This is a genomic window from Azospirillum sp. P4_B5 (genome assembly GCF_056402275.1).
In genome coordinates this window covers 37,421-61,851 of the sequence record NZ_JBFUHT010000003.1, presented here as the reverse complement: position 1 = coordinate 61,851, position 24,431 = coordinate 37,421, and the positions used below count along the sequence as shown (strand labels likewise).

24 protein-coding genes are annotated in these 24,431 nt (G+C 68.3%); 10 read left to right on the top strand and 14 right to left on the bottom strand.

Translation table 11 applies throughout. From position 1 onward, the window contains the following. Window positions 1-56 precede the first annotated feature (56 nt). The gene (locus AC1DVI_RS02960) at window positions 57-1,025 is read left to right on the top strand and encodes an ROK family protein (protein WP_476956693.1); all 969 of its coding nucleotides are present in this window, start codon (window positions 57-59) and stop codon (window positions 1,023-1,025) included. On the opposite strand, the gene AC1DVI_RS02955 is transcribed toward AC1DVI_RS02960, so the two are convergent. The 5 genes from AC1DVI_RS02955 to AC1DVI_RS02935 all read right to left on the bottom strand — a co-directional run bounded on the left by AC1DVI_RS02955 (window position 997) and on the right by AC1DVI_RS02935 (window position 6,021). Continuing rightward, entirely contained in the window at window positions 997-1,392 is a 396-nt protein-coding gene (locus AC1DVI_RS02955; RefSeq protein ID WP_200526239.1) for a hypothetical protein, read from the bottom strand. The two genes, AC1DVI_RS02960 and AC1DVI_RS02955, sit on opposite strands and share 29 nt — an antisense overlap. A 142-nt stretch (window positions 1,393-1,534) precedes the next feature. Then, window positions 1,535-3,220 (bottom strand): ArnT family glycosyltransferase, encoded by a 1,686-nt coding sequence (locus AC1DVI_RS02950; protein ID WP_476956692.1) that lies wholly within the window; start codon window positions 3,218-3,220, stop codon window positions 1,535-1,537. Then, window positions 3,217-3,552 (bottom strand): lipid-A-disaccharide synthase N-terminal domain-containing protein, encoded by a 336-nt coding sequence (locus AC1DVI_RS02945; protein ID WP_149165784.1) that lies wholly within the window; start codon window positions 3,550-3,552, stop codon window positions 3,217-3,219. The genes AC1DVI_RS02950 and AC1DVI_RS02945 overlap by 4 nt, the downstream gene beginning before the upstream one ends. 31 nt (window positions 3,553-3,583) lie before the next feature. Then, entirely contained in the window at window positions 3,584-4,342 is a 759-nt protein-coding gene (locus AC1DVI_RS02940) for a glycosyltransferase family 2 protein (protein ID WP_094306301.1), read from the bottom strand. 104 nt (window positions 4,343-4,446) lie between these two features. Continuing rightward, window positions 4,447-6,021, bottom strand: a complete 1,575-nt coding sequence (locus AC1DVI_RS02935; RefSeq protein ID WP_476956799.1) for a DegQ family serine endoprotease — start codon at window positions 6,019-6,021, stop codon at window positions 4,447-4,449. Window positions 6,022-6,537: 516 nt separating this feature from the next. Here AC1DVI_RS02935 and AC1DVI_RS02930 point away from each other — a divergent pair. Then, entirely contained in the window at window positions 6,538-7,374 is an 837-nt protein-coding gene (locus tag AC1DVI_RS02930; RefSeq protein WP_476956691.1) for a hypothetical protein, read from the top strand. A 237-nt stretch (window positions 7,375-7,611) separates the two neighbouring features. Beyond that, window positions 7,612-7,836 (top strand): ChaB family protein, encoded by a 225-nt coding sequence (locus tag AC1DVI_RS02925; protein WP_149165782.1) that lies wholly within the window; start codon window positions 7,612-7,614, stop codon window positions 7,834-7,836. A 52-nt stretch (window positions 7,837-7,888) separates the two neighbouring features. Here the strand turns inward: AC1DVI_RS02925 and phoU are convergent, their stop codons facing one another. Then, on the bottom strand, window positions 7,889-8,599 hold the full coding sequence (gene phoU / locus AC1DVI_RS02920) for a phosphate signaling complex protein PhoU (protein ID WP_476956690.1): 711 nt from the start codon (window positions 8,597-8,599) through the stop codon (window positions 7,889-7,891). 181 nt (window positions 8,600-8,780) lie between these two features. Between phoU and AC1DVI_RS02915 the strand changes: the two genes are divergently transcribed. Further along, the gene (locus AC1DVI_RS02915) at window positions 8,781-10,091 is read left to right on the top strand and encodes a pentapeptide repeat-containing protein (RefSeq protein ID WP_476956689.1); all 1,311 of its coding nucleotides are present in this window, start codon (window positions 8,781-8,783) and stop codon (window positions 10,089-10,091) included. A 41-nt stretch (window positions 10,092-10,132) separates the two neighbouring features. On the opposite strand, the gene AC1DVI_RS02910 is transcribed toward AC1DVI_RS02915, so the two are convergent. Next, window positions 10,133-10,657, bottom strand: a complete 525-nt coding sequence (locus tag AC1DVI_RS02910; protein WP_476956688.1) for a MarR family winged helix-turn-helix transcriptional regulator — start codon at window positions 10,655-10,657, stop codon at window positions 10,133-10,135. Window positions 10,658-11,010: 353 nt separating this feature from the next. Here AC1DVI_RS02910 and aguB point away from each other — a divergent pair, with 353 nt between their 5' ends. Beyond that, the gene (gene aguB / locus AC1DVI_RS02905; protein WP_476956687.1) at window positions 11,011-11,907 is read left to right on the top strand and encodes an N-carbamoylputrescine amidase; all 897 of its coding nucleotides are present in this window, start codon (window positions 11,011-11,013) and stop codon (window positions 11,905-11,907) included. A 24-nt stretch (window positions 11,908-11,931) separates the two neighbouring features. On the opposite strand, the gene AC1DVI_RS02900 is transcribed toward aguB, so the two are convergent. Then, the gene (locus AC1DVI_RS02900; RefSeq protein ID WP_476956686.1) at window positions 11,932-12,552 is read right to left on the bottom strand and encodes a putative metalloprotease CJM1_0395 family protein; all 621 of its coding nucleotides are present in this window, start codon (window positions 12,550-12,552) and stop codon (window positions 11,932-11,934) included. 168 nt (window positions 12,553-12,720) lie between these two features. Here AC1DVI_RS02900 and AC1DVI_RS02895 point away from each other — a divergent pair, with 168 nt between their 5' ends. From AC1DVI_RS02895 to AC1DVI_RS02885, 3 genes are all read left to right on the top strand, one after another. Beyond that, window positions 12,721-15,816: an SLBB domain-containing protein gene (locus AC1DVI_RS02895; protein WP_476956685.1), complete on the top strand. Its 3,096-nt coding sequence runs from the start codon at window positions 12,721-12,723 to the stop codon at window positions 15,814-15,816. A 29-nt stretch (window positions 15,817-15,845) separates the two neighbouring features. Further along, on the top strand, window positions 15,846-16,643 hold the full coding sequence (locus AC1DVI_RS02890) for a glycosyltransferase family protein (RefSeq protein WP_476956798.1): 798 nt from the start codon (window positions 15,846-15,848) through the stop codon (window positions 16,641-16,643). A 120-nt stretch (window positions 16,644-16,763) separates the two neighbouring features. Continuing rightward, window positions 16,764-17,231: a helix-turn-helix domain-containing protein gene (locus tag AC1DVI_RS02885; RefSeq protein ID WP_145626568.1), complete on the top strand. Its 468-nt coding sequence runs from the start codon at window positions 16,764-16,766 to the stop codon at window positions 17,229-17,231. Window positions 17,232-17,254: 23 nt separating this feature from the next. On the opposite strand, the gene AC1DVI_RS02880 is transcribed toward AC1DVI_RS02885, so the two are convergent. The 5 genes from AC1DVI_RS02880 to AC1DVI_RS02860 all read right to left on the bottom strand — a co-directional run bounded on the left by AC1DVI_RS02880 (window position 17,255) and on the right by AC1DVI_RS02860 (window position 22,139). Beyond that, the gene (locus AC1DVI_RS02880) at window positions 17,255-18,106 is read right to left on the bottom strand and encodes a glycosyltransferase family 2 protein (protein ID WP_476956684.1); all 852 of its coding nucleotides are present in this window, start codon (window positions 18,104-18,106) and stop codon (window positions 17,255-17,257) included. After that, window positions 18,103-19,074 (bottom strand): hypothetical protein, encoded by a 972-nt coding sequence (locus AC1DVI_RS02875; RefSeq protein WP_476956683.1) that lies wholly within the window; start codon window positions 19,072-19,074, stop codon window positions 18,103-18,105. The genes AC1DVI_RS02880 and AC1DVI_RS02875 overlap by 4 nt, the downstream gene beginning before the upstream one ends. Then, window positions 19,067-20,314: a glycosyltransferase family 4 protein gene (locus AC1DVI_RS02870; RefSeq protein ID WP_476956682.1), complete on the bottom strand. Its 1,248-nt coding sequence runs from the start codon at window positions 20,312-20,314 to the stop codon at window positions 19,067-19,069. The genes AC1DVI_RS02875 and AC1DVI_RS02870 overlap by 8 nt, the downstream gene beginning before the upstream one ends. A gap of 49 nt (window positions 20,315-20,363) precedes the next feature. After that, the gene (locus AC1DVI_RS02865; RefSeq protein ID WP_476956681.1) at window positions 20,364-21,581 is read right to left on the bottom strand and encodes a hypothetical protein; all 1,218 of its coding nucleotides are present in this window, start codon (window positions 21,579-21,581) and stop codon (window positions 20,364-20,366) included. Window positions 21,582-21,668: 87 nt separating this feature from the next. Next, window positions 21,669-22,139: a hypothetical protein gene (locus AC1DVI_RS02860; RefSeq protein WP_476956680.1), complete on the bottom strand. Its 471-nt coding sequence runs from the start codon at window positions 22,137-22,139 to the stop codon at window positions 21,669-21,671. Between the two features lie 304 nt (window positions 22,140-22,443). Here AC1DVI_RS02860 and AC1DVI_RS02855 point away from each other — a divergent pair, with 304 nt between their 5' ends. Further along, the gene (locus AC1DVI_RS02855; protein WP_014240322.1) at window positions 22,444-22,794 is read left to right on the top strand and encodes an ArsR/SmtB family transcription factor; all 351 of its coding nucleotides are present in this window, start codon (window positions 22,444-22,446) and stop codon (window positions 22,792-22,794) included. A gap of 189 nt (window positions 22,795-22,983) precedes the next feature. Further along, window positions 22,984-23,805, top strand: coding sequence for an N-formylglutamate deformylase (gene hutG / locus AC1DVI_RS02850; protein ID WP_476956679.1), 822 nt, complete (start codon window positions 22,984-22,986; stop codon window positions 23,803-23,805). A 15-nt stretch (window positions 23,806-23,820) separates the two neighbouring features. Here the strand turns inward: hutG and AC1DVI_RS02845 are convergent, their stop codons facing one another. Then, a complete protein-coding gene (locus AC1DVI_RS02845) occupies window positions 23,821-24,231 on the bottom strand; it encodes a bacteriohemerythrin (RefSeq protein WP_035673510.1) in 411 nt (136 codons plus the stop codon). Window positions 24,232-24,431 lie beyond the last annotated feature (200 nt).

Genomic DNA, 24,431 nt, shown 5'->3' with positions numbered 1-24,431 from the left:
GCAACAGTCCCGGCGTCCGTCTGTGACGCGGGCCACACATCAGGGCAATTTTCCCCATGAAGCGCACCGACGTTCCCCCTTCGCTCATCCGCATCGGCATCGACCTCGGCGGCACGAAGACGGAGGGGATCGCCCTCGGCGCGGCCGGAGAGGAGCGCGCCCGCTTCCGCGTCCCCACACCACGCGGCGACTACGACGCGACGGTGCGGACCATCGCCAATCTGGTGGCGCAACTGGAGCGCGCGACGGGATCGGCGGGCGCCACCGTCGGGGTCGGCATTCCTGGCACCATCTCCCCGGCGACCGGGCTGGTGAAGAATGCCAACTCGACCTGGCTGATCGGCAAGCCGTTCGACCGCGATCTCGCCGCGGCGCTCGAGCGGCCGGTGCGGATCGAGAACGACGCCAACTGTCTGGCCGTGTCGGAGGCGGCGGATGGGGCCGGCGCCGGCTGCGGCGTGGTCTTCGCGGCGATCCTCGGCACCGGCTGCGGGGCGGGAATCGTCGTGGACGGCCGTCCGCTGGGCGGCCGCAACGCCATCGGCGGCGAATGGGGGCACAACCCCCTGCCCTGGCCCACCGACGACGAGCGGCCCGGCCCGGCCTGCTACTGCGGCAAGTCCGGTTGCCTGGAAACCTTCGTGTCCGGCCCCGCGGTCGCCGCCGACCACCGCCGGGTCACCGGGGCGGACCTGACGGCGGAGTCCATCGCCGCTCAGGCGGAGCGCGGCGACGCCGCCGCCCGCGCCACCCTCGGCCGGCTGGTGGACCGGCTGGGGCGCGGGCTGGCGGGGATCGTCAATGTCCTGGACCCGGACGTGATCGTGCTGGGCGGCGGCCTGTCCAACCTGGACTTCCTCTACGCCGCCCTTCCCCCGGCCATCGCCCGCTGGACCTTCTCGGACAGCGTGGACACGCCGGTCCGCCGGGCCGCCCACGGCGATTCGAGCGGAGTCCGCGGGGCCGCCTGGCTGTGGCGGCCCGAGGAGGCCGCGGCTACCGCTCGAAGGTGTATTCCGGATTGAGCGTCACCTCGCGCGGGGTGCCCGGAACATTGTCGCCGCCACCGCCACGCCGAGCCGCCGTTGCCGCGCCGCGCCCGTCGCGGACCGGGGGCGTCAGCGAGTTGGTCCGGGAGTAGGAGGGGGTGGCGCGGGCCGGATCGGTGCCGTAGCCGCGCGAGCCGGCGCGGAACTGCTCGCCGTTGCCCATGGCGCCCCAATGGGACGGCCGCGCCCCGGGAATCGGTTGGGCCTCTTCCATGCGGCGCATGTGGGGGCCGGTCGGGACCATCTCCTCATACACCCAGGAGGGGTATTCCTGCCTCTGCGCTTCGGCGGGTGCGGCAAAGGCCAGCACCGCGAGGGTCGCTACAGTCATCGTTCGAAGCATGACACGGCGGCCTTCCATCCTTTTGCGTGTGGAGGACGGATTCCGCCGGATGCGGCCGCTCATGTCCAGGGAGGAGGCGGGTTACTCAGCCCGCACCCCCATCCGGCAACCTCTACCCGGAGGACACCCCATTCCGGTACGTTCAGGGCCGTGCCGCGCCGTAAAGCGTCAGGGTCAGCCGCTTGCCGGTGTTGTAGTTGAAGCCGGTGAAGCGGCCGAGCGGCTCCGGCTCCGCCCCCTTCAGAGCGGCGCGGAACTGCGCCTCCTCCCGGTCCGTCACCAGAGCCAGCCCGCAGGACGGGTTCTCCGCCAGATGAGCGGCGGCGCCCGTTCCATGGGTCAGGCGCGTGTCGGTTCCCAGCAGGAAGACGAGGCTCGGTTCCGAATAGCCGGCGGAGGCGACCACGCTGTCCGTGCAGGGGCGCACCGCCGCGACCGTCCGCGCGGCCTGCCGGCTGATCCACACGCCGTCGATGCCCGGCAGGACCGCACCGTAGGTGCCCGCGTACAGCACCGCCGCCGCCGCCAACCCCGCCGAGAAAGCCGACGTCTCGCGACGCTGGGCGAACAGGCGTACGGCCAGCGCGTACAGCACCAGCACCACCGGCAGCATGGCGACCGCCACCGGATCGACGCGCCCGTCCACCAGATAGGGGATCACCGCGACCGCGCCCGTCAGGGCGCCGAAGCCAACGGCCCCGAGAGCGGTGGCGACCGAAAACAGACCCCACCGCGGCGCGTCGGCACGGCGCAGGAAATGCTCGCGCGCCGCGGCGGCGGTCAGGATGGCGATGGCCGGGAAGACCGGCAGCGTGTAGTGCAGCAGCTTGGTCGGCACCGCCTCGAAGACCAGCCAGCTCGGGATGATCCAGGCGACGCAGAAGCGCACGGCGTCCGCCACCGGCCCGGTGCCCTTGCGATGGCGCCACGCCCAGGGGACGGCCAGCAGCGCGATGAAGGACCAGGGCGCGAAGGTCACCCAGAAGGTGCCCAGGTAATAGCCGGGCGGCAGGCCTTTCGCCTCCTGCCCGCTGACCACCTTGCCCATCATGTCGTGGCCGACCGATTCCGCGAAGAAGGCGCCCTTGGTCTTGACCGTGATGGCGATCAGCCAGGGCGCCGCGATGGCGACCACGATGGCGAGGCCGACCAGCGGGCGCAGCCGCTTCAGCCAGCCGGCCCGGCGGTCGAGCACCGCCAGCACCAGCGCCGTCGTGCCGGACACCAGCAGGACGATGGGCCCCTTGATGAGAATGCCCACGCCCGCGGCGATCCAGAAGGCGAGCGGCGCCGCCCAGCCGGACCGCTCCGCATGGCGGTTCAAATAGAGGCTGGCCAGCGCCGCCTGCCCGATCACGATGGTCGAGAGCAGCACCGCGTCGGTCTTCGCCATGCGCGCCTCGACGCCCAGCACGACGCAGGAGGCCATCATCAGTCCGGCGAGAAACCCGACCGTGCCGCCGAACATGCGCGCCCCGGTCCAGGCCGTCGCGAGAACCGCCAGCACCGCGCCGATCAGCGAGGGGATGCGGAAGGTCCAGATTTCCTTCGGCATCCCGCTTGGCCCGTCGACCAGCCGGGTCGCCGCGGTCTGCAGCCAGTAGATGCCCACCGGCTTCTTGTGGCGCGCCTCGTCCTGGAAGCGGATGTCGACATAGTCGCCGCTTTCCAGCATCTGATGGGACGCCTGGGCGAAGCGCGCCTCGTCCCGGTCGAAGGGCGGCAGATCGAAGAAACCGGGCAGGAACAGCAGGACGCTGAGCACCGCCAGGGCCAGATAGGCCAGGACCGGCAGGCGGCCGGCCGAGGCCTTCGGCACCGCGCTCACGGTGTGCCCGCCGTGTTGCCGTCCGACCCGCCGTTCCGGCGGTTGTTCAAGACGAAATAGAGGTTCCGGAAATAGATGATGAGGCCCAGCCCTTGCCCGAACATGAACACCGGATCACCCCGCTGGATCGAATAGGCCAAGAGAAGAACCCCGCCGCCGATGGAGAAATACCAGAAGAGGTCCGGCACGATGCTGCGCCGGGCGCGCTCGCTGGCGATCCATTGCACGACGAAGCGCATCATGAAGAGCGCCTGCGCAAAAAAACCGACGCCGACCCAGATCAGGTCGGCGGTGCTTTGGCTCTGGTACCAGGCGATGGCGCGTTCGAGCATCGGGCGGCGACCGGTCCGGACGGAGGAGGGGTTAGCGGTCTTCGACCGCGGGCGACAGCGCGGTGCGCCGCTTCAGCCAATAGACGCCCAGCAAATCGACCACGCCGATCAGTCCGCGGCGCCAATTGGTGTATTTGGACACGCCGCGTTCCCGCGGGCGGTGATTGACCGGCACGTAGGCCACGGGATGGCCGTGCGACCGGAACAGGGCGGGCAGGAAGCGGTGCATCGCCCCGAAGAAGGGCAGATCGAGGAAGGCGTCGCGGCGGAACAGCTTCAGCCCGCAGCCGCTGTCGGTGCAGCCGTCCTGAAGGAAGGATTGCCGCACCGCGTTCGCGAAACGCGAGGCCAGCCGCTTGGACAGCGTGTCCTGCCGCTTCTTGCGCAGGCCGCCGACCAGCACCGGCGCGTCCGGACCGCCCTTGGCGGCCAGGGCGAACAGGGCGGGGATGTCGGCGGGGTCGTTCTGGCCGTCGCCGTCGAGGGTGGCGATCCACTCCCCGCGCGCCGCCTTGACCCCGGTGCGCACGGCCGCGCTCTGCCCGGACCGGCGGACATGGCGGACCAGCCGCAGACGACCCGCGGCGACCACGGGGGCGAGGCGCGTCAGCGTGTCGTCGCTGGACCCATCGTCCACATAGATCACCTCGAAGGCGCGGCCCAGCACGTCGGCGGGCGACAGCGCACGTTCGATCTCTTCGAGAAGGGGAAGGACGTTTTCGGCCTCATTGAAGACCGGAACCACGACCGACAGCCGCACGGGCGGACGGCCCTCGGAATCTACGCTCACTGGATTAATCCCATTCGCCAAGTGGCGGGCAAATTACTCCCGCCGCCCGGCAAACGGTAGAGGAAAAGGTTGGGACAGGCCCTGGGGACAGCCTCCGGCTGCCCTCAGCCCCTACGGTCCTCAATGGGCATCGGCACGTAGCGCAGGTCGCCGTCGCGGCTGAGCAGCATCAGCACGGTCTTGCGACCCTGGCTGCGCGCGTCGTCGACCAGACGGTTCAGATCTTCCGGTGTCTTCACCGGTTCCTGCCCGGCCTCCACGATGACGTCGCCGGCCTCGATCCCGCGCTCGCTGGCGGCGCTGGCATCGCCGACTTCGGTCACCACCACGCCGTCGACATCGGGATTGATGGAGAAGCTGTCGCGCAGGCCGGGGGTCAGTTGCGACAGGGTCAGGCCGAGGACCTGCTTGGTGTCGACCGTCGTCTCCGGACGCGGCGCCCCGCTCGACCCGGACAACGCGACCTGCTCCTGCGGCTCCAACTCGCCCACCGTCACGGTCAGGGTTTCGGCCTTGCCCTCGCGCACCAGTTCCAGCGGCACGGCGGACCCGATCTTGGTCGCCGCGACGACGCGCGGCAGTTCGCGCATCTGCTCGATGGACTCGCCGTTGAAACGGGTGATGACGTCGCCTTGGCGGACGCCGCCCTTCCCGGCCGGGCCATCCGGAGACACGCTGGTCACCAGGGCGCCCGCCGGCTCCTGCATGCCCAGGCTCTCGGCGATGTCCGGAGTCACGCCCTGCACCTGGACGCCCAGCCAGCCGCGGCGCACCTGCCCATGGTCGCGCAACTGTTCGATGACCGGACGTGCGACGGAGGATGGGATGGCGAAGCCGATGCCCACCGACCCGCCGGTCGGCGAATAGATGGCCGTGTTGATGCCGATCACCTCGCCGTTGAGGTTGTAGAGCGGCCCGCCGGAATTGCCGCGGTTGATCGAGGCGTCGGTCTGCAAATAGTCGTCGTACGGCCCCTGCTGGATGTCGCGCTGCCGCGCGGACAATATTCCCGCCGTCACCGATCCGCCGAGACCGAAGGGATTGCCGATGGCGACCACCCAGTCGCCGACCCGCAGCGCCTCGCTGTCACCCCAGGGGGCGGAAACCAACGGCTTCTTGCTGTTGACCTTGAGGACCGCGAGATCGGTCGGCCCATCCACGCCGACAAGTTTCGCGGGCAGTTTCGTACCGTCGTGCATGGTGACGGAAATCTCCGCCGCCTCGGACACCACGTGGCTGTTGGTGACCACGAAGCCCGCCGGGTCGATGATGAAGCCGGACCCCAACGCCGCGGTCGGGCGCGGCGCCTGTTGCTGCTGTTGCGGCTGGCCGCGCTGGCGGTCGCGAAACTCGCGGAAGAACTCTTCAAAAGGCGAACCGGGCGGAAATCCGGGACGCTCCGGTCCGCGCGGTCCCACCTGTGGACCGTCCTGCGGCGCCGCCTGGGTGGTGGATATGAAAACCACGGCGTCCAACTGCTTCTCGGCGAGTTCGGCGAAGGTCGGGGGGGCGTTGGGCGGCAGAGCGGACGCCAGCGGCGGTGCCGCCGGCGCCGGTGATGCTCCACCCGCATCCTGTGCAAACGCCGGTGCCGCCAAGACGAGAAGGACAGTGACAAGACCCGCGGGCGCGGCGGACGCCGCCAATCGCGATGCGGATCCAAACGTCAATCCGGACATCAATCCGGCTTGGCGCTGGACGAAGCCGGACAAGGGCCGGAATCGATCGATGGAATGCGGCATGTAGGAAACTCCGCCAGTCGGACAGCGCGCGCCTTAGCGATGGGCGCCTCATGTCAACAGAACGCTCCGCAACGCATTCCGGACCGCCATGGTTTTTCAAACCTCTTTGCAACCGCTTCCTGTACGACCGGTTCGTGAAATACAGTTTTTAAAATTTTCGCCCGCGGATATTCCTATGCGGTCCGCGCAAGCAGCCGCCACAAGGCAATCCAGCTTTCGGACTGAGGCTCCGGCATTCCGCCTAAGCGCAATTTTTCCATGTGGCGCAAAGTTCTTCTGGCATTTTCCCAGCAAGTTCCCGATATTCATCCGTACCGACAACATCGCACGCAAAAACGGCTCCTGACGTGATGCTTGTGCACGCGCCCGCGTGCCGATGCGTCAGTAGGCGCGCGATACGGCCCAAGCAGCGTACGCATGACTCAAAATTCACTTTGGCAACCGAGCGACATAATGAACGCAGAAACCGGGTCCGAACCGGAGGCTCCGAAGAAGCGCGGACGAATCCCCCAGTCGGCATGGCCGCAGATTCTTGAGCGTTACCGTTCCGGCGCAACCCTTTCGGCGATCGCGCGTGAATTCGAATGCACGCCGAGCGCCATTTCCTACATCATCCGCAAGGCCGAGGCGGCCAGCGACAAGGATGCCCCGGTCGAAGAAGGCGCGCCCACCGAGGCCGCCGACGACGCCACGGCGGAAGCGCCGGCCGGCGACGCGCTGGCGGAGGAACCGCCGCCCGCTCCGGACGCTCCGGCACCAGCCAAGCTGGCGCGCCGCGCCACGGCCACGGCCCCAGCTCAGGCCTCCCAAAACGCGGCTCCGCCGGCAACACCGGTTGCCGCACCCCAGCCAACGCCGGTTCAGCCGTCCGCGCCGGCACAGACCGAGACGTTGCGCCTCAACCGGCCGGAGCCGCAGCCGGCTCCCCAGCCGGCCCCTGCTCAACCGGCCCCTGCTCAACCGGCAGCGGGCCAACCGACAGCGACGCCTGCCCAGCCCGCATCCCAGCCCGCCGCCGCGGATGGAAGCCGCCCCGCCGGCACCAACCCTCCGCCGATCGACGCCGTCGAGGCGCGGCTGCGCGACACGGCACGCGGCTGCTTGAACGCATACCGCGGTTGGCGCCAACAGCCGGGCGAAGCGTCGATCCAGACGCTGTCGGAAGCGGTGCACGAGCTGCGCAAGGCCTTGGCCCGCATCGAGATCGACATGTCGGCCAGCCGCCGCGAAGAGCAGGCGCTCCGGCCCATTCCGATCCCGGCGCACCGCACCGCACGCCGCACACCGTAAGACCGGGCCATCCAGAACGGGTCTTTCGCAACACTGCTTGGGTTACCGAAAGGCCCCTCCCCATCGCCTGGGGAGGGGCCTTTTTCATACCCACGATCATTCGTTACAGGTCGTTCGACCTAGGACGTCCGCAGGTGCCACCTACCTCCAACGCCACTGGAAAAAGCCCTACGGCCTTCATTGGAATAGCGGCTATAATGGTGGGAACAAGGCAATCATAAGCCGGAGGAACGCCCCATGACCTTCCGCAAGAACACCGAACTGCCCGAATCGGTGAAGCGATGCCTGCCGCCGCCCGCGCAGGATATCTACCGGTCGGCCTTCAATCACACCTGGCAGGGCTGCCGGTCACCGGAGGCTCGCCACGCCATGCAGCGCGAGTTGTTGGCCCATAAGGTCGCCTGGGCCGCGGTGCGGCGGCGTTACGAACCGGACGGCAGCGGGTGGCGCCCCAAACATTGAGGCGTCACGGTTCCGTTTGGGCTCGTCACCCCTGGGCGCGCCGCATGCGCCGTCACTCCTTCTCCACCACGGTGAAACTGCTGAGGTCACCCTTGGTTCGTTCCTCGGACGGCAGTCGCCCCTGAACGATGTAACAAATGTTTTCGGCCACGTTCGTGGCGTGGTCCCCGGCCCGCTCGATGGACTTCGCCACGAACAGCAGGTGGGTGCAGCCGGTGATCTGTGCCGGCGACTCCATCATGTAGGTCAGAAACTCGCGGAACAGGCTGGTGTAGGCCGCATCCACCTGCCCATCCCGGTTGCGGACGGCCATCGCGCGCTCGGCATCCTGACCGTCATAGGCCCCAATCACGTCGCGGATCATGCCGAGCACCGTCTCGCCCATCCATGACAGCGACGCGACGGGCGGTTCCACCGGCAGATCCGCCAGGGTGACCGCGCGCTTGGCGACCGAACTCGCGAAATCGCCCATGCGCTCCAGATTCGAGGCGATCTTGAGCGCCGATACGACGTCGCGCAGATCCTTCGCCATCGGCTGACGCAGGGCCAGCAACCGCACGCACAACGCTTCCAGTTCAAGTTCCAGCCGGTCGATCTCGGCGTCGGCCTCGATCACCCGTGCACCCTTGCCGGCGTCCCGCTCCGCGATGGCCTCAAGCGCGACGGCGAACTGCTCCTCCACGAGCCGTCCCATGGTGACGATGATCTGGTGCAGGCGCGCCAGTTCCGCATCGAACGCCGCCACCGTATGTCCGCCGGTCATTCCGCCCCCCTCCCTTTGTCGCTTCGCCACACAGCACCGGTCCATCGTTGCATCGCGCCCGGCAGCGGAACAGCATGTTAACAAATAAACCAGATTATCTTATGACACTGCTAACGCGCTGGAGTAACCGCGCCCATCCCCCTGCGCCGTGCCGGGAACGGGCCGATTGTCGGACGGGGTCATGACGCCACATGAGTTGGTCGCCGTGCTGGAAAAGCACGAGCGTTGGCTGAAGAACCGGTCGGGCGGCAATCGCGCCAACCTGACCATGACCAACCTGGAGGGATCGAATCTCGCCGGGGTGGAACTGACGCAGGGCAAGCTGTCCGGGGCCAACATGGCCCATTGCGACCTGTCCAACGCGAATCTCAGCCACGCCGACCTGTTCGCCGCCCATCTGACCAAGGCCGACCTGACCGGCTGCAACCTTTACCGGGCGGATCTGCGCGGCGCCCACATGCGCGGCGCCAAGTTGAAGCGGGCGATCCTGAAGGAAGCCGACCTGCGCGGCGGCGCGCTGCTGTATGGCGGGAACGGCGCCAACGGCAGCAAGGGCCTGGACTTCGTTCGCTCGGACCTATCCGGCAGCGACATGGACGACGCGATGATGTCGAACGCCAACCTGTCCGGCGCCGACCTGACCGACGTGTCGATGAACGGGGCGGATTGCGAAGGCGCGCTGATGGCGGGAGCGACGCTGATGCGCTCCACCATGAAGAACTGCAACCTTGCCCGCGCCGACCTGCGCGGCTGCAACCTGTCCGGCGTCAACCTGCAGGGCGCCATCCTGCGCGACGCCAACCTGAACGGCGCGGTGCTGGCCGGCGCCAACCTGCGCAACGCCGACCTCCAGGGAGCGAAGATGGAGGGGGCGGACCTTGCCGGGGCGGACACCACCGGCGCCAACATGGCGCGCTCCGCCGAGAATTTCTCGATTCAAATCCAGGAAGCGCTTCACAATCACTACACCTGGATCAACACCAACGGCGCCATGGGATCGCGCGCCGACCTCAGCGGAGCGGACCTGTCGCACATCGACCTTCACGGCGTGAATCTGTCCGGCGCGAACCTGCGCGGTGTGCGGCTGGTCGGCGCCAAGATGCGCGATTCGCTGCTCATCATGTGCGACATCTCCGCCGCCGACCTGACCGACAGCGACTTCAGCGGCGCCATCCTCGACGGGGCGACGCTTCGCGGCACCAACCTGTCCGGCGCCCGCTTCGACGGGGCGGGCATCGGCTGGGTCGACATAAAGGGTCCGGACGGACGGCCGACCGGGCGGCTCTGGGCGGCCAATCTGACCGGCAGCAACTTCACCGGAGCGTCCTGCGTCCGCACCAACATGCGCGGGGCTAATCTGGCCGGCTGCGACTTCTCCGGCGCCGACCTGACCGGGGCTATACTCAGCGACGCGAACATCCGCGACGCACGCTTCACCGGCGCCAACCTGACCGGGGCCAGCCTGCCGCCCCCTCCCGATCCGGACGACTGACCGGAACGATCGGCGCGGGACTCGTTTGGTTGCCGCGCCCCCTACCCCAGATCATCGTCCCCGCCGACGGGCGGCAATCCGCCGAGATTGGCGGCCACCCGGCGCAGCACGCTGACGGTCAGTTCCAGTTCGCTCGGCGAAATGCCCTGGGTGGCGGCTTCCTCGATTTCCTCCGCTCCCGGCAGGATGTCGGCCCGCAACGCCTTGCCCTTCGGCGTCAGGTAGATGTTCACCTTGCGGCGATCGTGGGGGTTGCGCACCCGCTGGACGAGATCGCAGCGTTCCAGATTGTTCAGCGCCGTCACCGTAGTGGGTTCCATCATGCCGACCCGCTGGCTCAATTCGCGCTGGGTCAGCCCGTCCTCCTCCCATAGGGCACGAAGAAAATACCATTGCCCCATGCTGACGCCGTGGTCGGCGATGCGGATCTGCAGCGCACGCGCGATGGCGCGATGCACCTCCCGCACGGCCCGCGGCAAGGTCATGACAAACGGGGGGAGCGCGTCGGCGTCCTCCCCTTGCGGCTCAGCGACAATGGGTTCCTGTCTCTTGAAACGCCCAACCATGACGACGATCTCTCGGCAGGCGTCCGTCAGGCCGTGGTGCGGTGCAGCGGACGAAATCAACTTGCCCGATCATACCGCCTCTCGGAAAAATCGCAAAGCAATTGCGGATTTAAATTTCTTGTACGTGAAATAATATATCACATAACCATCCCGAGATCTCTCGGGGAGATTTTCGTATTTATGCGTATGACTTTCAGGTTTTGCACCGACATCGGGCAGGGGCTGGGAATTGCCCGGCCTGGAAACGTGGATGAATCTGAAACGTTTGTGACAGGGCGGAGATGGGGTTGCGCGCCCAGCCGTCCGCCCATTAACACGGCACAGCACACGCAAGAGCACAGGAGCACCAGCTTATGCGCCCCACCACCGAACGCACCGTCACCGTCGCGGCGACCCAGATGGCCTGCGGTTGGGACCGCGACGCCAATGTGAACGGCGTCGAGCGCCTCGTGCGCGAAGCGGCGGCGCGCGGCGCTCAGATCATCCTGCCGCAGGAACTGTTCGAAACGCCCTATTTCTGCAAGGACCAGAAGCAGGACCTGTTCGCCCTCGCCCACCCGGTCCAGGATCACCCGGTGATCGCTCGGATGAGCGCGCTCGCCCGCGAGCTCTCCGTGGTCATTCCCACCAGCTTCTTCGAGCGGGCGCGGAACGCCTATTACAATTCCCTGGCGATGATCGACGCGGACGGCACGGTCCTTGGCGTCTACCGCAAGTCCCACATCCCGGATGGCCCCGGCTACCAGGAAAAATACTATTTCAACCCTGGCGACACCGGCTTTCAGGTCTACGAGACCCGCTACGCCGCCATCGGCTGCGCGATCTGCTGGGACCAGTGGTTCCCGGAATCGGCCCGCGCCATGGCACTGAAGGGTGCGGAGATCCTGTTCTACCCCACCGCCATCGGGTCCGAGCCGCAGGACGGTTCGCTGGACAGCCAAGCCCACTGGACGCGGGTCATGCAGGGCCATGCCGGAGCCAACCTGATGCCGCTGGTCGCCTCCAACCGCATCGGGCGGGAAGAGGGAGACACCTGCGGGATCACCTTCTATGGCTCCTCCTTCATCGCCGGGCCGACCGGAGAACTGGTCGCGCAGGCCGACTGCGACAGCGAGACGGTCCTGACCGCCAGCTTCAACCTCGACCGCATCGCCGCCCAGCGCGCGTCCTGGGGCATTTTCCGCGACCGCCGGCCGGAACTTTACGGCCCGCTGCTGACCCTCGACGGCGAGTCCCCCGTCCGCCGCTGAGCATCGGTACCGGACCGTCCGGCGTCAGACCATGATGCCGGCGGTGCCGGTCCGCCGGCCGATCCCGAAGGCCGACGCATAAGCCGCCGCGCCGCGCGCCGCGAGCGCCGGCGCGGCGGAGTCGCTTGGCGACGCGCCGTCCTCTCCAGCGTACTGCCCATCGGATGAACCGCCGCTCCGTGCGCCCGGCCCTGAACCCTTCCTCTGCAACTCCTGCTGCGCCTGCATCTTGGCGGCATCGGCCTGCTGGGCGACGCGAAGGTCCTGGGCCGAGGGGTCGGACGGCGCCAAGGCCGCCGCCTTGACCGTGTCCATCTTGCGGACGGTGGCTTCGGGGTCGCTCTCCGCGCCGACGTCCACCTGCACTTCGCCGGCGGTTGCGTAGTTTTTGCCGTCCGGGCCACGGGTGAAGGTGAAGGAAGCTCCACCCGCGTGAGGGCCGCCCGCCGCCTGATGCGCCGCCTCGTGCTGGCGGACGCTGGCATCGATGCGTTTGAGTTCCTGAACCTGCCGCTGCTGATCGTCAGTCAGCGTTCCCGGTTGTTCGGCGGCCTGAGCGCTGTCCGGGGCCCGGTCACGCGCCGCCTGGCCTGGCCGCCGAAGCGGCACGCCGTAAACGCCACTGGACGATACACCGGCAACCATGCCCGCGGCTCCTGCGCGTTCCACGCGATGACCGTCAGTCTACACGCAGCATGGCGGCGCGGCAACGCAGCTTGGCCGTTGCCTTTTCCGATTCATGCACGCATTAGTATTCATTGCATCAGACTTTGACGGCCAATACGGAACCAAACCACGGTGCCAGCACCATCGATGTGTGACTCCGCGCGCAGAACTCTCGCCCTTTTGGTGCCGCTGGCGGCGCTGATGGCCTGGGCGCTCGCCGTGTCCGCCGCGGAGCCGGCATCTCCGGTGCTGCACGCGCGCAATACGGCGCCACCCTCCCAGGCGATCCCGCCGCCTCGCGGCGGCACCACCCGTCCCGCTCCCGCCTGGGACTCCCTGTCACCGATCGAGGCTGCCTACAGCGAGCGGGCGGGCTCCGTCCTCCTTCAGTTCGGCTATGACCAGTTCGGCCAGGACCCGCCACGGCGCGACGGATCGGGCGGCGTGCAGGCGGACTATACGCTGGGTCCGGGCGACGAGCTTCTGGTGTCCCTGCGCGGCCAGAAATCCATCAGCAAGCGCCACCTCATCGACGGGGCGGGGCTGCTGACCGTCGACGACGTACGGCCCGTCGTGGCCCAGGGACTGACCCTGGCGGAACTGCGCGCCCAGTTGGCCGACGCCGTGACGGCCTCCTTCCCGAACACCGAGGTGTATGTCTCAGTGACGGAAATCCGGCAAATCGGCGTCCTGGTGACCGGCGCCGTGGCGCGTCCAGGCCGTCAGGAGATCGGTGCCTTCGCCACGCTGCTCGACGCGTTGACCGCCGCCGGCGGTGTCACCCGCGGCGGCTCGCTCCGCCGCATCCGCCTGTTTCATGCGCACGCCGCGGCAAACGCCCCTTCGACCGGGTTGCCCATCGACCTGTACGACCTGTTCATGACCGGGGACGGCGCGAACGCGGGCATCCGGTTGCGCGACGGCGACCGCGTCTTCGTGCCGCCGCTCGGCCCGACGGTGGCGCTGGCCGGCCCGCTGAAGCGCCCCGGCGTCTACGAGCTTCCCCCCGGCGAGGACCGCCTGCCGATCGCCGTCGTGAAGGAGATGGCCGGGGGCCTGCTGCGGCCCGGCGCGCATCGGGCGCTCCGCTACGCCATCGGCCCGAACGGCGAGGAGCGGGCGGAGGAGCTGGCCGACACGGACACCGCCCAACTGGGCGACGGCGACCTGTTGCTGCTGGCGCCCCGCCGGGAGGACCGGCGCGGCGACCTGCGTCTGGACGGCCATGTCCTGCGCCCCGGCGCCCGGGCGCTGGAGCGGACCCCGACCATCGGGACTCTGGTTTCAACGGCCGATCTGGGGGCGGCGCCCTATCTTCCCTTCGCGGTGCTCGCCTCCATTCATCCGGACAACCGCACACGCGTCCTGCAACCGGTCGACTTGGGGGCCGTGCTCGCCGGCCGTGACCGCCGCCCCCTTGCCGAAAACGATGTTCTTTACGTGCTGGGCGCCGACGATGTGGATTTCCTGACCTCCGAACCAGTGCTGGAGCTTCTGCGCGGGGCGCGCGAGCCGGCACAGGACGCGTGCCGCGGCCTGGTGGTCCTTGCCCGCGCCCTGACGGCCCAGCCGGACGGACCGCTCGCCAACGGCCCCAAGGCACGGGCGGCGGCGCGGCTGACCGGCGGACGCACCCCCTGCCCACCCCTGTTCGAAGCCGTTCCCGACCTGCTCGTCTTTGCGCTGGAGCATTCCACCCTGCTGATGGGCGGTGTCCCCCGCCCCGGTTTCTACCCCTCCACCGGGCGGGGCAGCGCCGCGGAGCTGGCGCTTGCCGCGGGCGGGCCGGAGTCCGGCGCTCACGCGCCCGCCTTCGGCGGAGCATCGCAACACCGTCCGGCGGCGGCGGGGATCATCGTGGAACCCGACGATCCCGTCTACGAGCTGACCGGCCACGCCCGCCGCCCCGGCGTCCGTCCGCTGGCCGGGGGTTCCACGCTGCGCGACGCGCTGACCGGCGGCGATGCGCTGAATCGGGACGTCTATCCCCTATTGGGCGTGATCGAGCGCTTCGACCGCCGCACCCTCGCCCGTCGACTGATTCCCTTCTCGCCGCAGGAGGTGGCGTCCGGACAGGCCAACCGCGCGCTCTCCGACGGAGATCGGGTGCGCCTGCTCTCCACCGCCGAGGTCCGTTCGCTGGCGAGGTCCCCGGACAAGGAACGCAAGTCGGAGACGCCACCGACCGACACCGGACCGCCGGACGCCGAACCATCCGACACCGAACCGCCGCTCCCCGGCGACATCGCGGAACTGGTGAGGGAACGCGGGGTGCAGGTGCGGGGCGCCGTGCGAACCCCCGGCACCTATCCCGTGGCGGAGATGGCGACCGTCGAGGCGCTTTTGGCAACCGCCGGCGGCCCCGCCGCGACCGCCGATCTCGCCAGCCTGGAGGTCACCACCGCCACCGGCCAGCGCCGCCGCCTGGACCTCAACGACGGCGCGTCGGCCCGGACGGCGTTGCGTCCGGGCGACAGCCTGCGCGTCAACCCCAAACCCCAGGCGTTGGAGGCGCGGGCCGTCACCATTTCCGGCGCGGTGCGCCGTCCCGGCGCTTACGATGTCGCACGCGGCGAAACGCTGTCGTCGCTGATCGACCGGGCCGGCGGCCTGACGGAGGAAGCCTATCCCGCCGGGACCAGCTTCCTGCGCGACAGCGAGCGCAAGCGCGAGCGCGCCTGGTTCGACCAGCAGGCCCGCGACCTGGAGCGCTGGATGGTGCAGGAGGTCGAGAAGGGCGAGGCCGCGCGCTCGGACGTGGTCGGGCTGGCCCGGCAGCTCGCGACCCAGCTGCGCGGCGTGGAACCGCTGGGCCGCATCGTCATCGAGGCCGATCCCCTGGTTCTGCGCCAGCGACCGGAACTGGACGTGCTGCTGGAGCCGGACGACCGCATCCTGATTCCGAAACGTCCCCTCACCGTCACCGTGACCGGCGAGGTGCTTCATCCGACCGCCGCGCAGTTCGTCAGCGGCAAGACCGCCGAAGCCTATCTCCGGGAGGCGGGCGGTGCGAGCCGCAACGCCGACGACGCCCGCATCTTCCTGGTTCTGCCGGACGGGCGGGCGCAGCCGCTGTCCCTCTCCTCTTGGAACCACACCGTCACGGCGATCCCGCCGGGCTCGTCCATCGTGGTGCCGCGCGACCCGAAGCCGTTCGATCTGATGGAGTTTTCCAAGAACATGGGCACCATTCTCGGCCAACTCGCCATCTCGGCGGCGGCCATCGCGGTGATCTCCGAGTGACGGGTAAAGCGGGACAGGTCCGGTTGGCCGTGGTCACCGTGGTCCGCGACGACCTGCCCGGCCTCCTCGCCACCCGCGCCAGCCTGCGTGCCCAGACCGTGGCGGCCTACGACTGGTTCGTGGCGGATGGTGCTTCCACCGACGGGACAGCCGCATGGTTGGCCCACCAGGGGGATGAGGCGGCTTGGTGGCGCTCGTCGCCCGACCGCGGCCTGTACGACGCCATGAACGTCGCGCTGGATGCCGTTGCCGAACGGTCATTCTCCTGCGGCCCTCCGTGCAGCCACGTCCTGTTCCTCAACGCCGGCGACCGGCTGGCCGATGACCGGGTTTTGGAGCGGCTTCTTCCCATCCTGGCCGCGCGTCCGGACGCCGGCCTGTTCTACGGGGATGCGCTGGAGGAGCTTCCCGGCGGGCGGCTGGTTGTGAAGCCGGCGCGCTCGCACCGTCGCGCCCTGCTGGGCATGTTCACGCATCACCAAGCCATGGTCTACCGGTCGGCGGTCTTGTCCAACGTCCGATTCGATCTGCGCCACGCGCTGGCCGCCGACTATGCGTTCACCTTGACCGTCCTCAAGCAAGGGGACCCGGCCCACCGATTGCCACTTGCGGTATGCATTTTCGCCGCTGACGGGCGGTCCCAGCAGGACCCGGCGCGCGGCCGGCGGGAGCAGGCGATCATCCGCCGCGAGCTGCTTGGGCTGGGCCGGACGGCCAACGCAACATTATGGGGATTACAATGGCTTGCTCTTACCCTGCGCCAGACAATTCCATGGCTTTATGCGAAATATCGTTTCTCAGCAAATGAACGATCGTTTCTTTCATAAGCTTTGTCGACTGTTCCACGCATCTAGCTATTGATGCGCACGAAAAGTTGCATAGAATTTACTTTCTGACCTAACCAATTTCCCTGGTGGCGCGAACCACCTCCATACTGAGGGTCTATTATGAGTGCCACGAAATCCAAGCTATCACCCGCCCACACACTGTCACGCCGTGGCGAGGGGCCAAACCCGATCGACATTCATGTCGGCGCCCGGCTGCGCCTGCGCCGGACCCTGCTCGGCCTGAGCCAGGAAAAGCTGGGCGAGGCGGTGGGCATCACCTTCCAGCAGCTCCAGAAGTACGAGCGCGGGTCCAACCGCATCAGCGCCAGCCGCCTCTTCAACCTGTCGCAGGTCCTGGGCGTCCCGGTCAGCTACTTCTTCGAGGACATGCCGTCGCCGGAGCACATCGCCACCCCGTCGCCCGACCTTCCGCCGTCCGAAACGGAGGAGTTCGAGTCGATGGCCCGCCGCGAGACCCTGGAACTGGTCCGGGCCTATTACCGGATCGAAGACTCCTCCGTGCGCAAGCGCACCTTCGACCTTCTCAAAGCGCTGGGCGGCGAGCGCGCTCTGGACGAGGCGGTGTAAGGCACGGCACCCTCGACCGACCCTCAGTCATCGGTGGACGCGGGAGGCTCGGCACGCCGCCTCGCGTCCGCGATCTTCACGCCGATCTGCCAATAGTAAAAGGCCCGCGCCAGAGCGTGTTGGAACCCCGGACCACCGTCCAGGAAGCCCAGGCGCCAAACATACCCGTAGAGAAAGACCAGGAGCGGACGGGCCGGCACCACGCCGAACCAAGTCTTGAGCCATCGGCGCGCTCCGGATTCCCGAGCGATCAGATCCTTCATCCTCCCATCAGACCGCAGCGCCGCCTCCCAGTCGGCGTAACGGGCGTGTCGGTCGAACCACGTCGCGACCGGCTTGTCGTCCGCATGGTCCAGGCTGTGGCGCAGCCGTCCGACGGTGCCGGCGATCATCGGCTGGTAATGGCCTTCGACCTCCCACATGGTGGCGACGTCGAGGTCGGGCACGATCGGGAAGTGCGCCTTCCTGCGGTCGAACAGGGCGAGTTTCCGGTTGCGCGCGCCGAAGCGCAGGCGCCGCCCCAGAAACACCGGATGTCCATCGATGAAGTACCCGGCATGCCGCGGCCCTTCGGTCATCAGCGCGGCGATCTCCTCCACCAGCGCGCCGCCGAGTCGCTCGTCCGCATCGACGAACAGAACCCAATCCTGACGAAACGGCAGTCGGTCCAGGCACCATTGCTTCTTCTTCGGGTACCGCCCGTCCCACCGGAAGGGCACGACCCACGCGCCCGCCGCCTCGGCGATGGCCGGCGTTCCATCGGTGCTGCCGCTGTCCACCACGAAGCGTTCGGCGAAACGCTCCAACTCGGGCAGACAGCGGGGAAGGTTGGCCGCCTCGTTGCGGGTCATCACCACGACCGACACGGGGATCACGGAGCCGCCTCCCCACCCGCCCGCCACAGGCGCCGCAGACTGACGACGAGCGCCCCGGCCACCAGACCAACCAGCGCCGCCATGGGAACGACCGTCAGAGGATTCGGCCAATCCGGGCGCTGCGCCGCGGCCGGTGGTTCGATGGCGTCCGCCGCCAGCGGCAGATCGACCTCGATCATCATGGCGATCCGCTCCTGCTCCGACAGCAGGTCGGCAAGGGCGCGGCGGTGCTCCGCCACGGTGATCCCGGCCAGACGGGCGCGGGCATGGGCGATCTGAGTGGCGCTGCGCCGGGACGCCTCCGCCCGCAGATGGGCGTCGGTCGCTTGGGCGGCGGCGGATAGGATCCGCAACGCCATGGCGCGGTCGGGATGGCGCAGCCGCAGCCGCCGCATCGGCCCGCTGCCGACCATGTCGACGGTCAGCCGGTCCCGAAGCGCGCTCGCCACCCGCTCCGCGTCGGGCTCCACCCAATCCGACCGGCCGACGAGCGCGAGGAACAGCCGCTTGGCGGACGCCATGGGTCCGGGCGCAGGGCGCCAGCCCCCCGCCTCGTCATCCCAGCGACCGGGAAACAGGCCGCGCAGCAGCACCGGATCGGCCATCATCCGCTCCGCCACCGGGATGGAGGTGAAGAGCTGGAGGTAGCGCGCGAAATCCGAGAGAATCTCATCCCCCGGACCGGGTTCCGACGCGGCGGCGGCGGCTTCCCGGCCGATCAGAACGGGCAACCGCGCCCCCATCGCCGCCGCCCCGACGCGGGCGGTCGGCCCGATCACCATCACCGCGGTGTACTGTGGAGCCACCAGCCGCAAGGCGGTTATGGATGCCGCCACGCCCAATGCCGCACCGATGAACAGGATCGGCCACCCCTCCCGCATCATCCGCAGGAACCGGCGCAACCGCAGGCCCGACTCCGCCGCCTCGGCCTCCAACGGAGAGCGGCGCAGCGGCATTCCATCAGGCATGCGGCAGGCTCCGCCCGGGCAGGACGGATGCGCCGCGCAGCCCCGTCTGGCGCAGCGCGCCCGCCAACGCCGCGAATCGACGGGCCGCTGCCGTGGCGTCCCAGGCCGATGCGACGGCCAGCGCGCGCGCCCCGTGCTCCGCGCACAAGGCCGGGTCGAGGGCATAGCGACGGATCGCGCCGGCCAGTCCGGCCGCGTCGTCCGGCGCCAGCCTTTGCCCACAGCCGTCCAACATGGCCGCCGCGTCGCTGCCCGCCGGTCCCAAGAACAGGCAAGGCCGGCCAGCCGCCAACGCGCCGGCCACCTTGCTGGGCACCAGCAGCCCTTCGGCCCGCGGGTCCATGGTCGCGAGATGCAGATCCGCAGCGGACAGGCTCTCGGCCAGCCGGTCCGGCGGCTGGAGCGGCAGCAGCCGGACGTTCGGCAGCCCACGCCGCTCCACCGCCTCCGCCATGGCGGCCCGCCGCCGCCCCTCCCCGATCAGTACAATTTCGATGGTGGAATCGCTGCGGGCCAGCAGCGTCGCCGCGTCGAGCACGGCGTCCATGGGATGGGCCAGCCCCATGTTTCCCGAATAGGCCACGGTGAACCGGTTGCCCAGACCATGCTCCAGCCGGAACGGATTGTCCGCGCGCGGCACGGGCCGAATGCGCGGATCGGGCCAGTTCGGCAGGACGGTGATCCGTTCCGCCGGCACCCCCGCCGCCGCCAGCCGCCCGGCCATGCAGCGCCCGATGGCGACCACCGCGTCATGGCGGCGAAGCGCCCGGACGCTCGCCCCCTCCGTCATCCGCATCAGCGGTTCCGGCAGGCGGATGCCGAGCACCGGCAACAGCGCCGGAAACACATCCTGGCTCCAATGAATGGACGCCGCGCCATGACGGGCGGCGATCAGCGGCCCTGCGCAAGCCAGCAGCGGCGGATCGGTCATGGTTACCACAACGTCGTGCCGCGGCAGGCGCAACGCCCGTTGAATCAGACGCACCGCGGCCGCGAGATAACCGCGGGCGGTCAACCGCGCGTCTCTGCCTCCCACCCCCGCATCCGGTGGGCTCCCCCCGCCCGTGCGGCGGACGATGACGCCGGGCGGCGCATCGCTGGGGCCGCACCCGTCCGCGACGACGGTGACCCGCCAGCCGATTGCCGCCATCCGCTCCGCCAGATCGGACACGCAACGCCCGGTCGCCCCCTTCTCCGGAGGAAACACACGGTTGACGAACAGGATGGACGGGGAATCCACGAGAGAATGATCACTGCGGTGGTTTGACACGCATAAGTATGCATTTCCCTCAGCGTGTCGGCAACCGCTTCCCGCGCTCCACCGCCAGCGCGGCGAGGGTGAGCAGAAGGCCGGTGTCCAGATACTTGAAACTGGTGTGCACGCCGAGCGCCATCACCAGCGGCGCCGACACCGCCCAGCCGAGCGCCGGATCGGACCGCAGGAGCGCCAGCACACGCGGAGCAAGAGCGCCGAGATAGACGATCAGCGCGCACAACCCCGCCACACCGGTCTTGGCAAGGGCGTAGGTCACGAGCGTGTGGGTGTAGGACACGCGCCAGCCGCCCACCGCCGGGTTGACGAGGAGCGCCCCCCAGCCCTGCCCGAACAGGAAGGCAGCCGGGGAGGACAGGGCTTGCCCGAGCGCGGCCTCCGCCTCCTCCCACCGGGCGTTCGCCCCGGCCAGCCGGGTTTTCTCGGCCACCTGTCCCAGGGCGCCCAACAGCGCTTCGGGGAAAAGCGTCACGATCAGCAGCGCCGTTCCCGCCGCCCCCAGCACGGCCAGCGGCGCCCGGCGCAGCCACCACAGCCCCAAGGCGGCGAAGGCTGTCGCGGCAAGCCCGAGCGCCATCCGATGCACCGCCCCGGCCAGCGCCACCAGACACAGCAAGCCACTCAAAACAGCGACCACACCGGCGACGCGCCGCAGCCACCCGCCGCGCCTCAGCATCCCGACACCGAAGGCCGGCAGCGCGATGGCGGCGAACAGGACAGACGGCGCGTTCAGCAGATAGACACCGCCATCCGCCATCGCCCGGACGCCGACGGCGCCAAAGCCCCAGTCCACCTGCTTCCACCAGCGCAACGCGAACCCCACACCGGCCACCGCCAGACCACCGGCCAGCAACCCCACCGCCCGGTCGGGGGCAGCGCGCAGCAACGGCACCAGAAGCACGGGAAGGAACAGGTAAAGAAGGGGCACCACGTCGCGCACCATGTCGCCCAGCGCCCAGTCCAGCCACACACCGCGCATCAGCGGGCACCACAACAACACCGCCAGAGCCAGCACCGCGGGCGTCTCCCACGGTGGCGAATCGCCTTCCAGCAACGTCTGGCCCATCGCCACCGACAGGGGGCGCCACAGCCCTATGCCCAGAACCAACAACGCGCCGATCATCGCCTCCGCCGGACGGATCTCCGCAGGGGCCGGCGCGCTCAGCAGACCATAGAAGACGAGCGCCAGGAACAACCCGGCGGCCCGCCACTGCGCCCCTTCCTCTTCGCCCACGCGCTCTCCGCCATCGGCCCGACTCGAACAGGCGACAGCATTCCACGACACAGCAAAAAAAGGAACAACCGATCAGATCAGCAACTCTCAGGCGTAGCGCAACTCGGCACGGTCGAGACGGTAGAACAATCCCTCCAAAGGATTCAGCCGCAACGTGCCGGTTATCAGCATTGGGACCTGCGATTCACGGACCGGGATCTGACTGTGGACGTGCAGCATCGTGGAGGGGCTGGGCCGATGACAGGCCGGACAGGAATTGGGATTGGCGGCAAGGATGAAGCGGTTGTGGGCGGGTGCGTCGCTCAGCGGCACCATGAAGCCGCGCACCGTCACCAGTTTTCCCTCCAACGCCTTGATGCGGGTCGGAAAGACCGGGTTGGCAGCCGGCCCTTCCATACGAACCTGCACCAGATCCCGCCACAGCGCCGTCGTGTCGTCCAATGGCAGATGAAACGGCCCGGCGGGGTGCGTGGGCTCGCTGGCGTTGGTGGCCCAGATCACCCAGCCGGCCACCGGGGCCAGCGCGAGCGGCAGCAGAACCTGTCGGCGCGACGTCATGGCTGTCCTCCCCCTCGATCCTGCCCGTTTCGGTCGTTCATTCGACCGTTCATTCGATCGTTGAAGGCGCCCTTGCGGCCTTATCTCAGACCGTCGTGCTTATGGTCGAATTGTTCCCCAGCCTTCGCCCAAGGTCAACAGGCGAGCGATAGGCCATACGTAAGAGGCCGCTGTGCAGCGACTTCGGGCCTCGCTTCGCCGACCTATGGGATTGACGCAGCTTCCGGCCTATACTTTGTAAGAGCGGCAACCACCGATAAAAACCTTAACCGATAAAAACCTTACAAGCGGGAACCAACGCGGCATGCAAAAAGGGTCAGCACCGAAGGACAAGCCGGCGCATCTCCGCCTGTCCGAAGACCAGACCACCGAACTGGCCGACATGTTCCGCCTGATGAGCGACCCCAGCCGGCTGCGCATCATCCTGGCCTGCCTGGACACCTCGACCTCGGTCGGCGACATGGCGGCGGCGCTGGGCCTGTCGCCGTCCCTGGTCAGCCATCATCTCCGCCTGCTGCGGGCGGGACGGCTGATCCAGGCGGAACGGCGCGGCAACCGCGTCTTCTACCTGATCACCGACGAGCACATCCGGCGCGTCCTGTCGGACATGGTCGACCATGTGGCGGAGGAAAGCGAAGGCGACCTGGAAGCCTGAAGCCGCGGCGGTTGCGGCGGTTGCGGCGGCCTCGGCCGCCACAACCCGTTGAAGCCTTTATAACAAATCCGCAATAGGATTTGACCGCCATGCCGGTTGCGCCGCATAGTTCCGTTTATGCTGCGGCGCATCAAACCGTTGTTGCACGAATGGTCTGTCGAGTGAGGCCAGGAAACCAAGGGTGTTGGCATGGAGACGTTCCGCTTCCAGCCGGGGGAAACCCCCGTCCTGCTCAGCATCCCACATGTCGGCACCGTCGTGCCGCCGGACATTGCGGCCACCATGACCGACGCCGCCCTGGCGGTGCCGGACACCGACTGGCATCTTGACCGCCTGTATCACTTCGCCCCGGCGCTGGGGGTCGGCTTCCTGAGGCCCATCGTTTCACGCTATGTGATCGACCTGAACCGCGCTCCCGACGACGCCCCCCACTCCGGTGCCAGCAACACCGAACTCTGCCCCCTCACCACGTTCGATCACCAGCCGGTGTACAGGCGGGGGCGGGAGCCGGACGCAGCGGAGGTGCGGCGGCGCATCGACGACTATTGGCGCCCCTATCACGAACAGCTCAATGGCGAGCTTCAGGCGCTGAAGGACCGCTTCGGCGTGGCGGTGCTGTTCGACGCCCATTCCATCCGGTCGCGCGTGCCGCGTTTCTTCGATGGGCAGATCGAGGATTTCAACCTGGGCACGGTGGACGGGGCCAGCGCCTCGCCGGCGTTGGTCGGCCGGGTGATGAACGTGCTCACCGCCACCGGGCGCTTTTCCTCCGTGCAGAATGGGCGCTTCAAGGGCGGCTTCATCACCCGCCGCTACGGCAACCCCGCCGACAACATTCACTCGATCCAGCTCGAGCTGTCGCAGGTCACTTATATGGACGAGGAGGCTCCCTTCGGCTTCCGCGAGGAGACGGCGCGTCAGGTGCGCCCGACCCTGGAGCGGCTGCTGAGCCTCGTCGTCGAATGGGCGTGGGAGAACGCCGCCGGCCGCCGGCGCAGCGCCTTCCTGTAACGGCCGGTCCGGCTCTCAGACCCAAACGCCCCGCACGTAGGGCGTCAGTTGCGTGTCCTGCATGATGATGTGGTGGACCAGCCAATCCGCCGTGAAGGTGTAGATTCGCTCGGCGTTCTGGTGGGTCGGGTCCCGCGTGAAGACCGCGGACAATTCGCTCAAGGTCCGCACCGCCTCGTGATGCTGGCGGACATGCTCCTCGAACTTCGGATAATGCACGGCCTGCATAATCTTCTCTTCGCGGGCGAAGTGCTGCTGGGTGTATTCCAGCAGCTTCATGAGGATCTTTGCGACACGCACCGGCATGAAACTGCGCGCGTTCAGCGCAGCATCCAATTCGTTCAGATACTCGATCAGGTGCTTGTGATCTTCATCGATGGACGGCTGGCCGACGCTGAGCTGCCGCCTCCACGTAATGACACCCATGAACCCTCCGCACCCTGTCTTCCGCGGCCACCGGGCAGTCCCGCCGAAAGCCACCGCATTGAAGGGAAGCGCGCCGTACCTGCGCAACTGAAGATGAAGGTGCGCAATCCGTCAAAAAACCGTAAATACCAGACGCCGCGACCCTTGTTACCGCCGACTCCGCGACCGGCGGCCTTTGCCTGCATTATGGGCGCATTTTC

Bases quoted from the DNA above. Each gene is read 5' to 3' on its own strand.
- AC1DVI_RS02925 (WP_149165782.1), top strand. From the start codon at position 7,612: ATGACCTTCCGCAAGAACACCGAACTGCCCGAATCGGTGAAGCGATGC.
- AC1DVI_RS02895 (WP_476956685.1), top strand. From the start codon at position 12,721: ATGTGTGACTCCGCGCGCAGAACTCTCGCCCTTTTGGTGCCGCTGGCG.
- AC1DVI_RS02945 (WP_149165784.1), bottom strand. From the start codon at position 3,552: ATGCTCGAACGCGCCATCGCCTGGTACCAGAGCCAAAGCACCGCCGAC.
- hutG (WP_476956679.1), top strand. From the start codon at position 22,984: ATGGAGACGTTCCGCTTCCAGCCGGGGGAAACCCCCGTCCTGCTCAGC.
- AC1DVI_RS02875 (WP_476956683.1), bottom strand. From the start codon at position 19,074: ATGCCTGATGGAATGCCGCTGCGCCGCTCTCCGTTGGAGGCCGAGGCG.
- AC1DVI_RS02855 (WP_014240322.1), top strand. From the start codon at position 22,444: ATGCAAAAAGGGTCAGCACCGAAGGACAAGCCGGCGCATCTCCGCCTG.
- AC1DVI_RS02935 (WP_476956799.1), bottom strand. From the start codon at position 6,021: ATGTCCGGATTGACGTTTGGATCCGCATCGCGATTGGCGGCGTCCGCC.
- AC1DVI_RS02955 (WP_200526239.1), bottom strand. From the start codon at position 1,392: ATGCTTCGAACGATGACTGTAGCGACCCTCGCGGTGCTGGCCTTTGCC.
- AC1DVI_RS02915 (WP_476956689.1), top strand. From the start codon at position 8,781: ATGACGCCACATGAGTTGGTCGCCGTGCTGGAAAAGCACGAGCGTTGG.
- AC1DVI_RS02930 (WP_476956691.1), top strand. From the start codon at position 6,538: ATGAACGCAGAAACCGGGTCCGAACCGGAGGCTCCGAAGAAGCGCGGA.
- AC1DVI_RS02910 (WP_476956688.1), bottom strand. From the start codon at position 10,657: ATGGTTGGGCGTTTCAAGAGACAGGAACCCATTGTCGCTGAGCCGCAA.
- AC1DVI_RS02960 (WP_476956693.1), top strand. From the start codon at position 57: ATGAAGCGCACCGACGTTCCCCCTTCGCTCATCCGCATCGGCATCGAC.
- AC1DVI_RS02900 (WP_476956686.1), bottom strand. From the start codon at position 12,552: ATGGTTGCCGGTGTATCGTCCAGTGGCGTTTACGGCGTGCCGCTTCGG.
- AC1DVI_RS02860 (WP_476956680.1), bottom strand. From the start codon at position 22,139: ATGACGTCGCGCCGACAGGTTCTGCTGCCGCTCGCGCTGGCCCCGGTG.
- aguB (WP_476956687.1), top strand. From the start codon at position 11,011: ATGCGCCCCACCACCGAACGCACCGTCACCGTCGCGGCGACCCAGATG.
- AC1DVI_RS02845 (WP_035673510.1), bottom strand. From the start codon at position 24,231: ATGGGTGTCATTACGTGGAGGCGGCAGCTCAGCGTCGGCCAGCCGTCC.
- phoU (WP_476956690.1), bottom strand. From the start codon at position 8,599: ATGACCGGCGGACATACGGTGGCGGCGTTCGATGCGGAACTGGCGCGC.
- AC1DVI_RS02885 (WP_145626568.1), top strand. From the start codon at position 16,764: ATGAGTGCCACGAAATCCAAGCTATCACCCGCCCACACACTGTCACGC.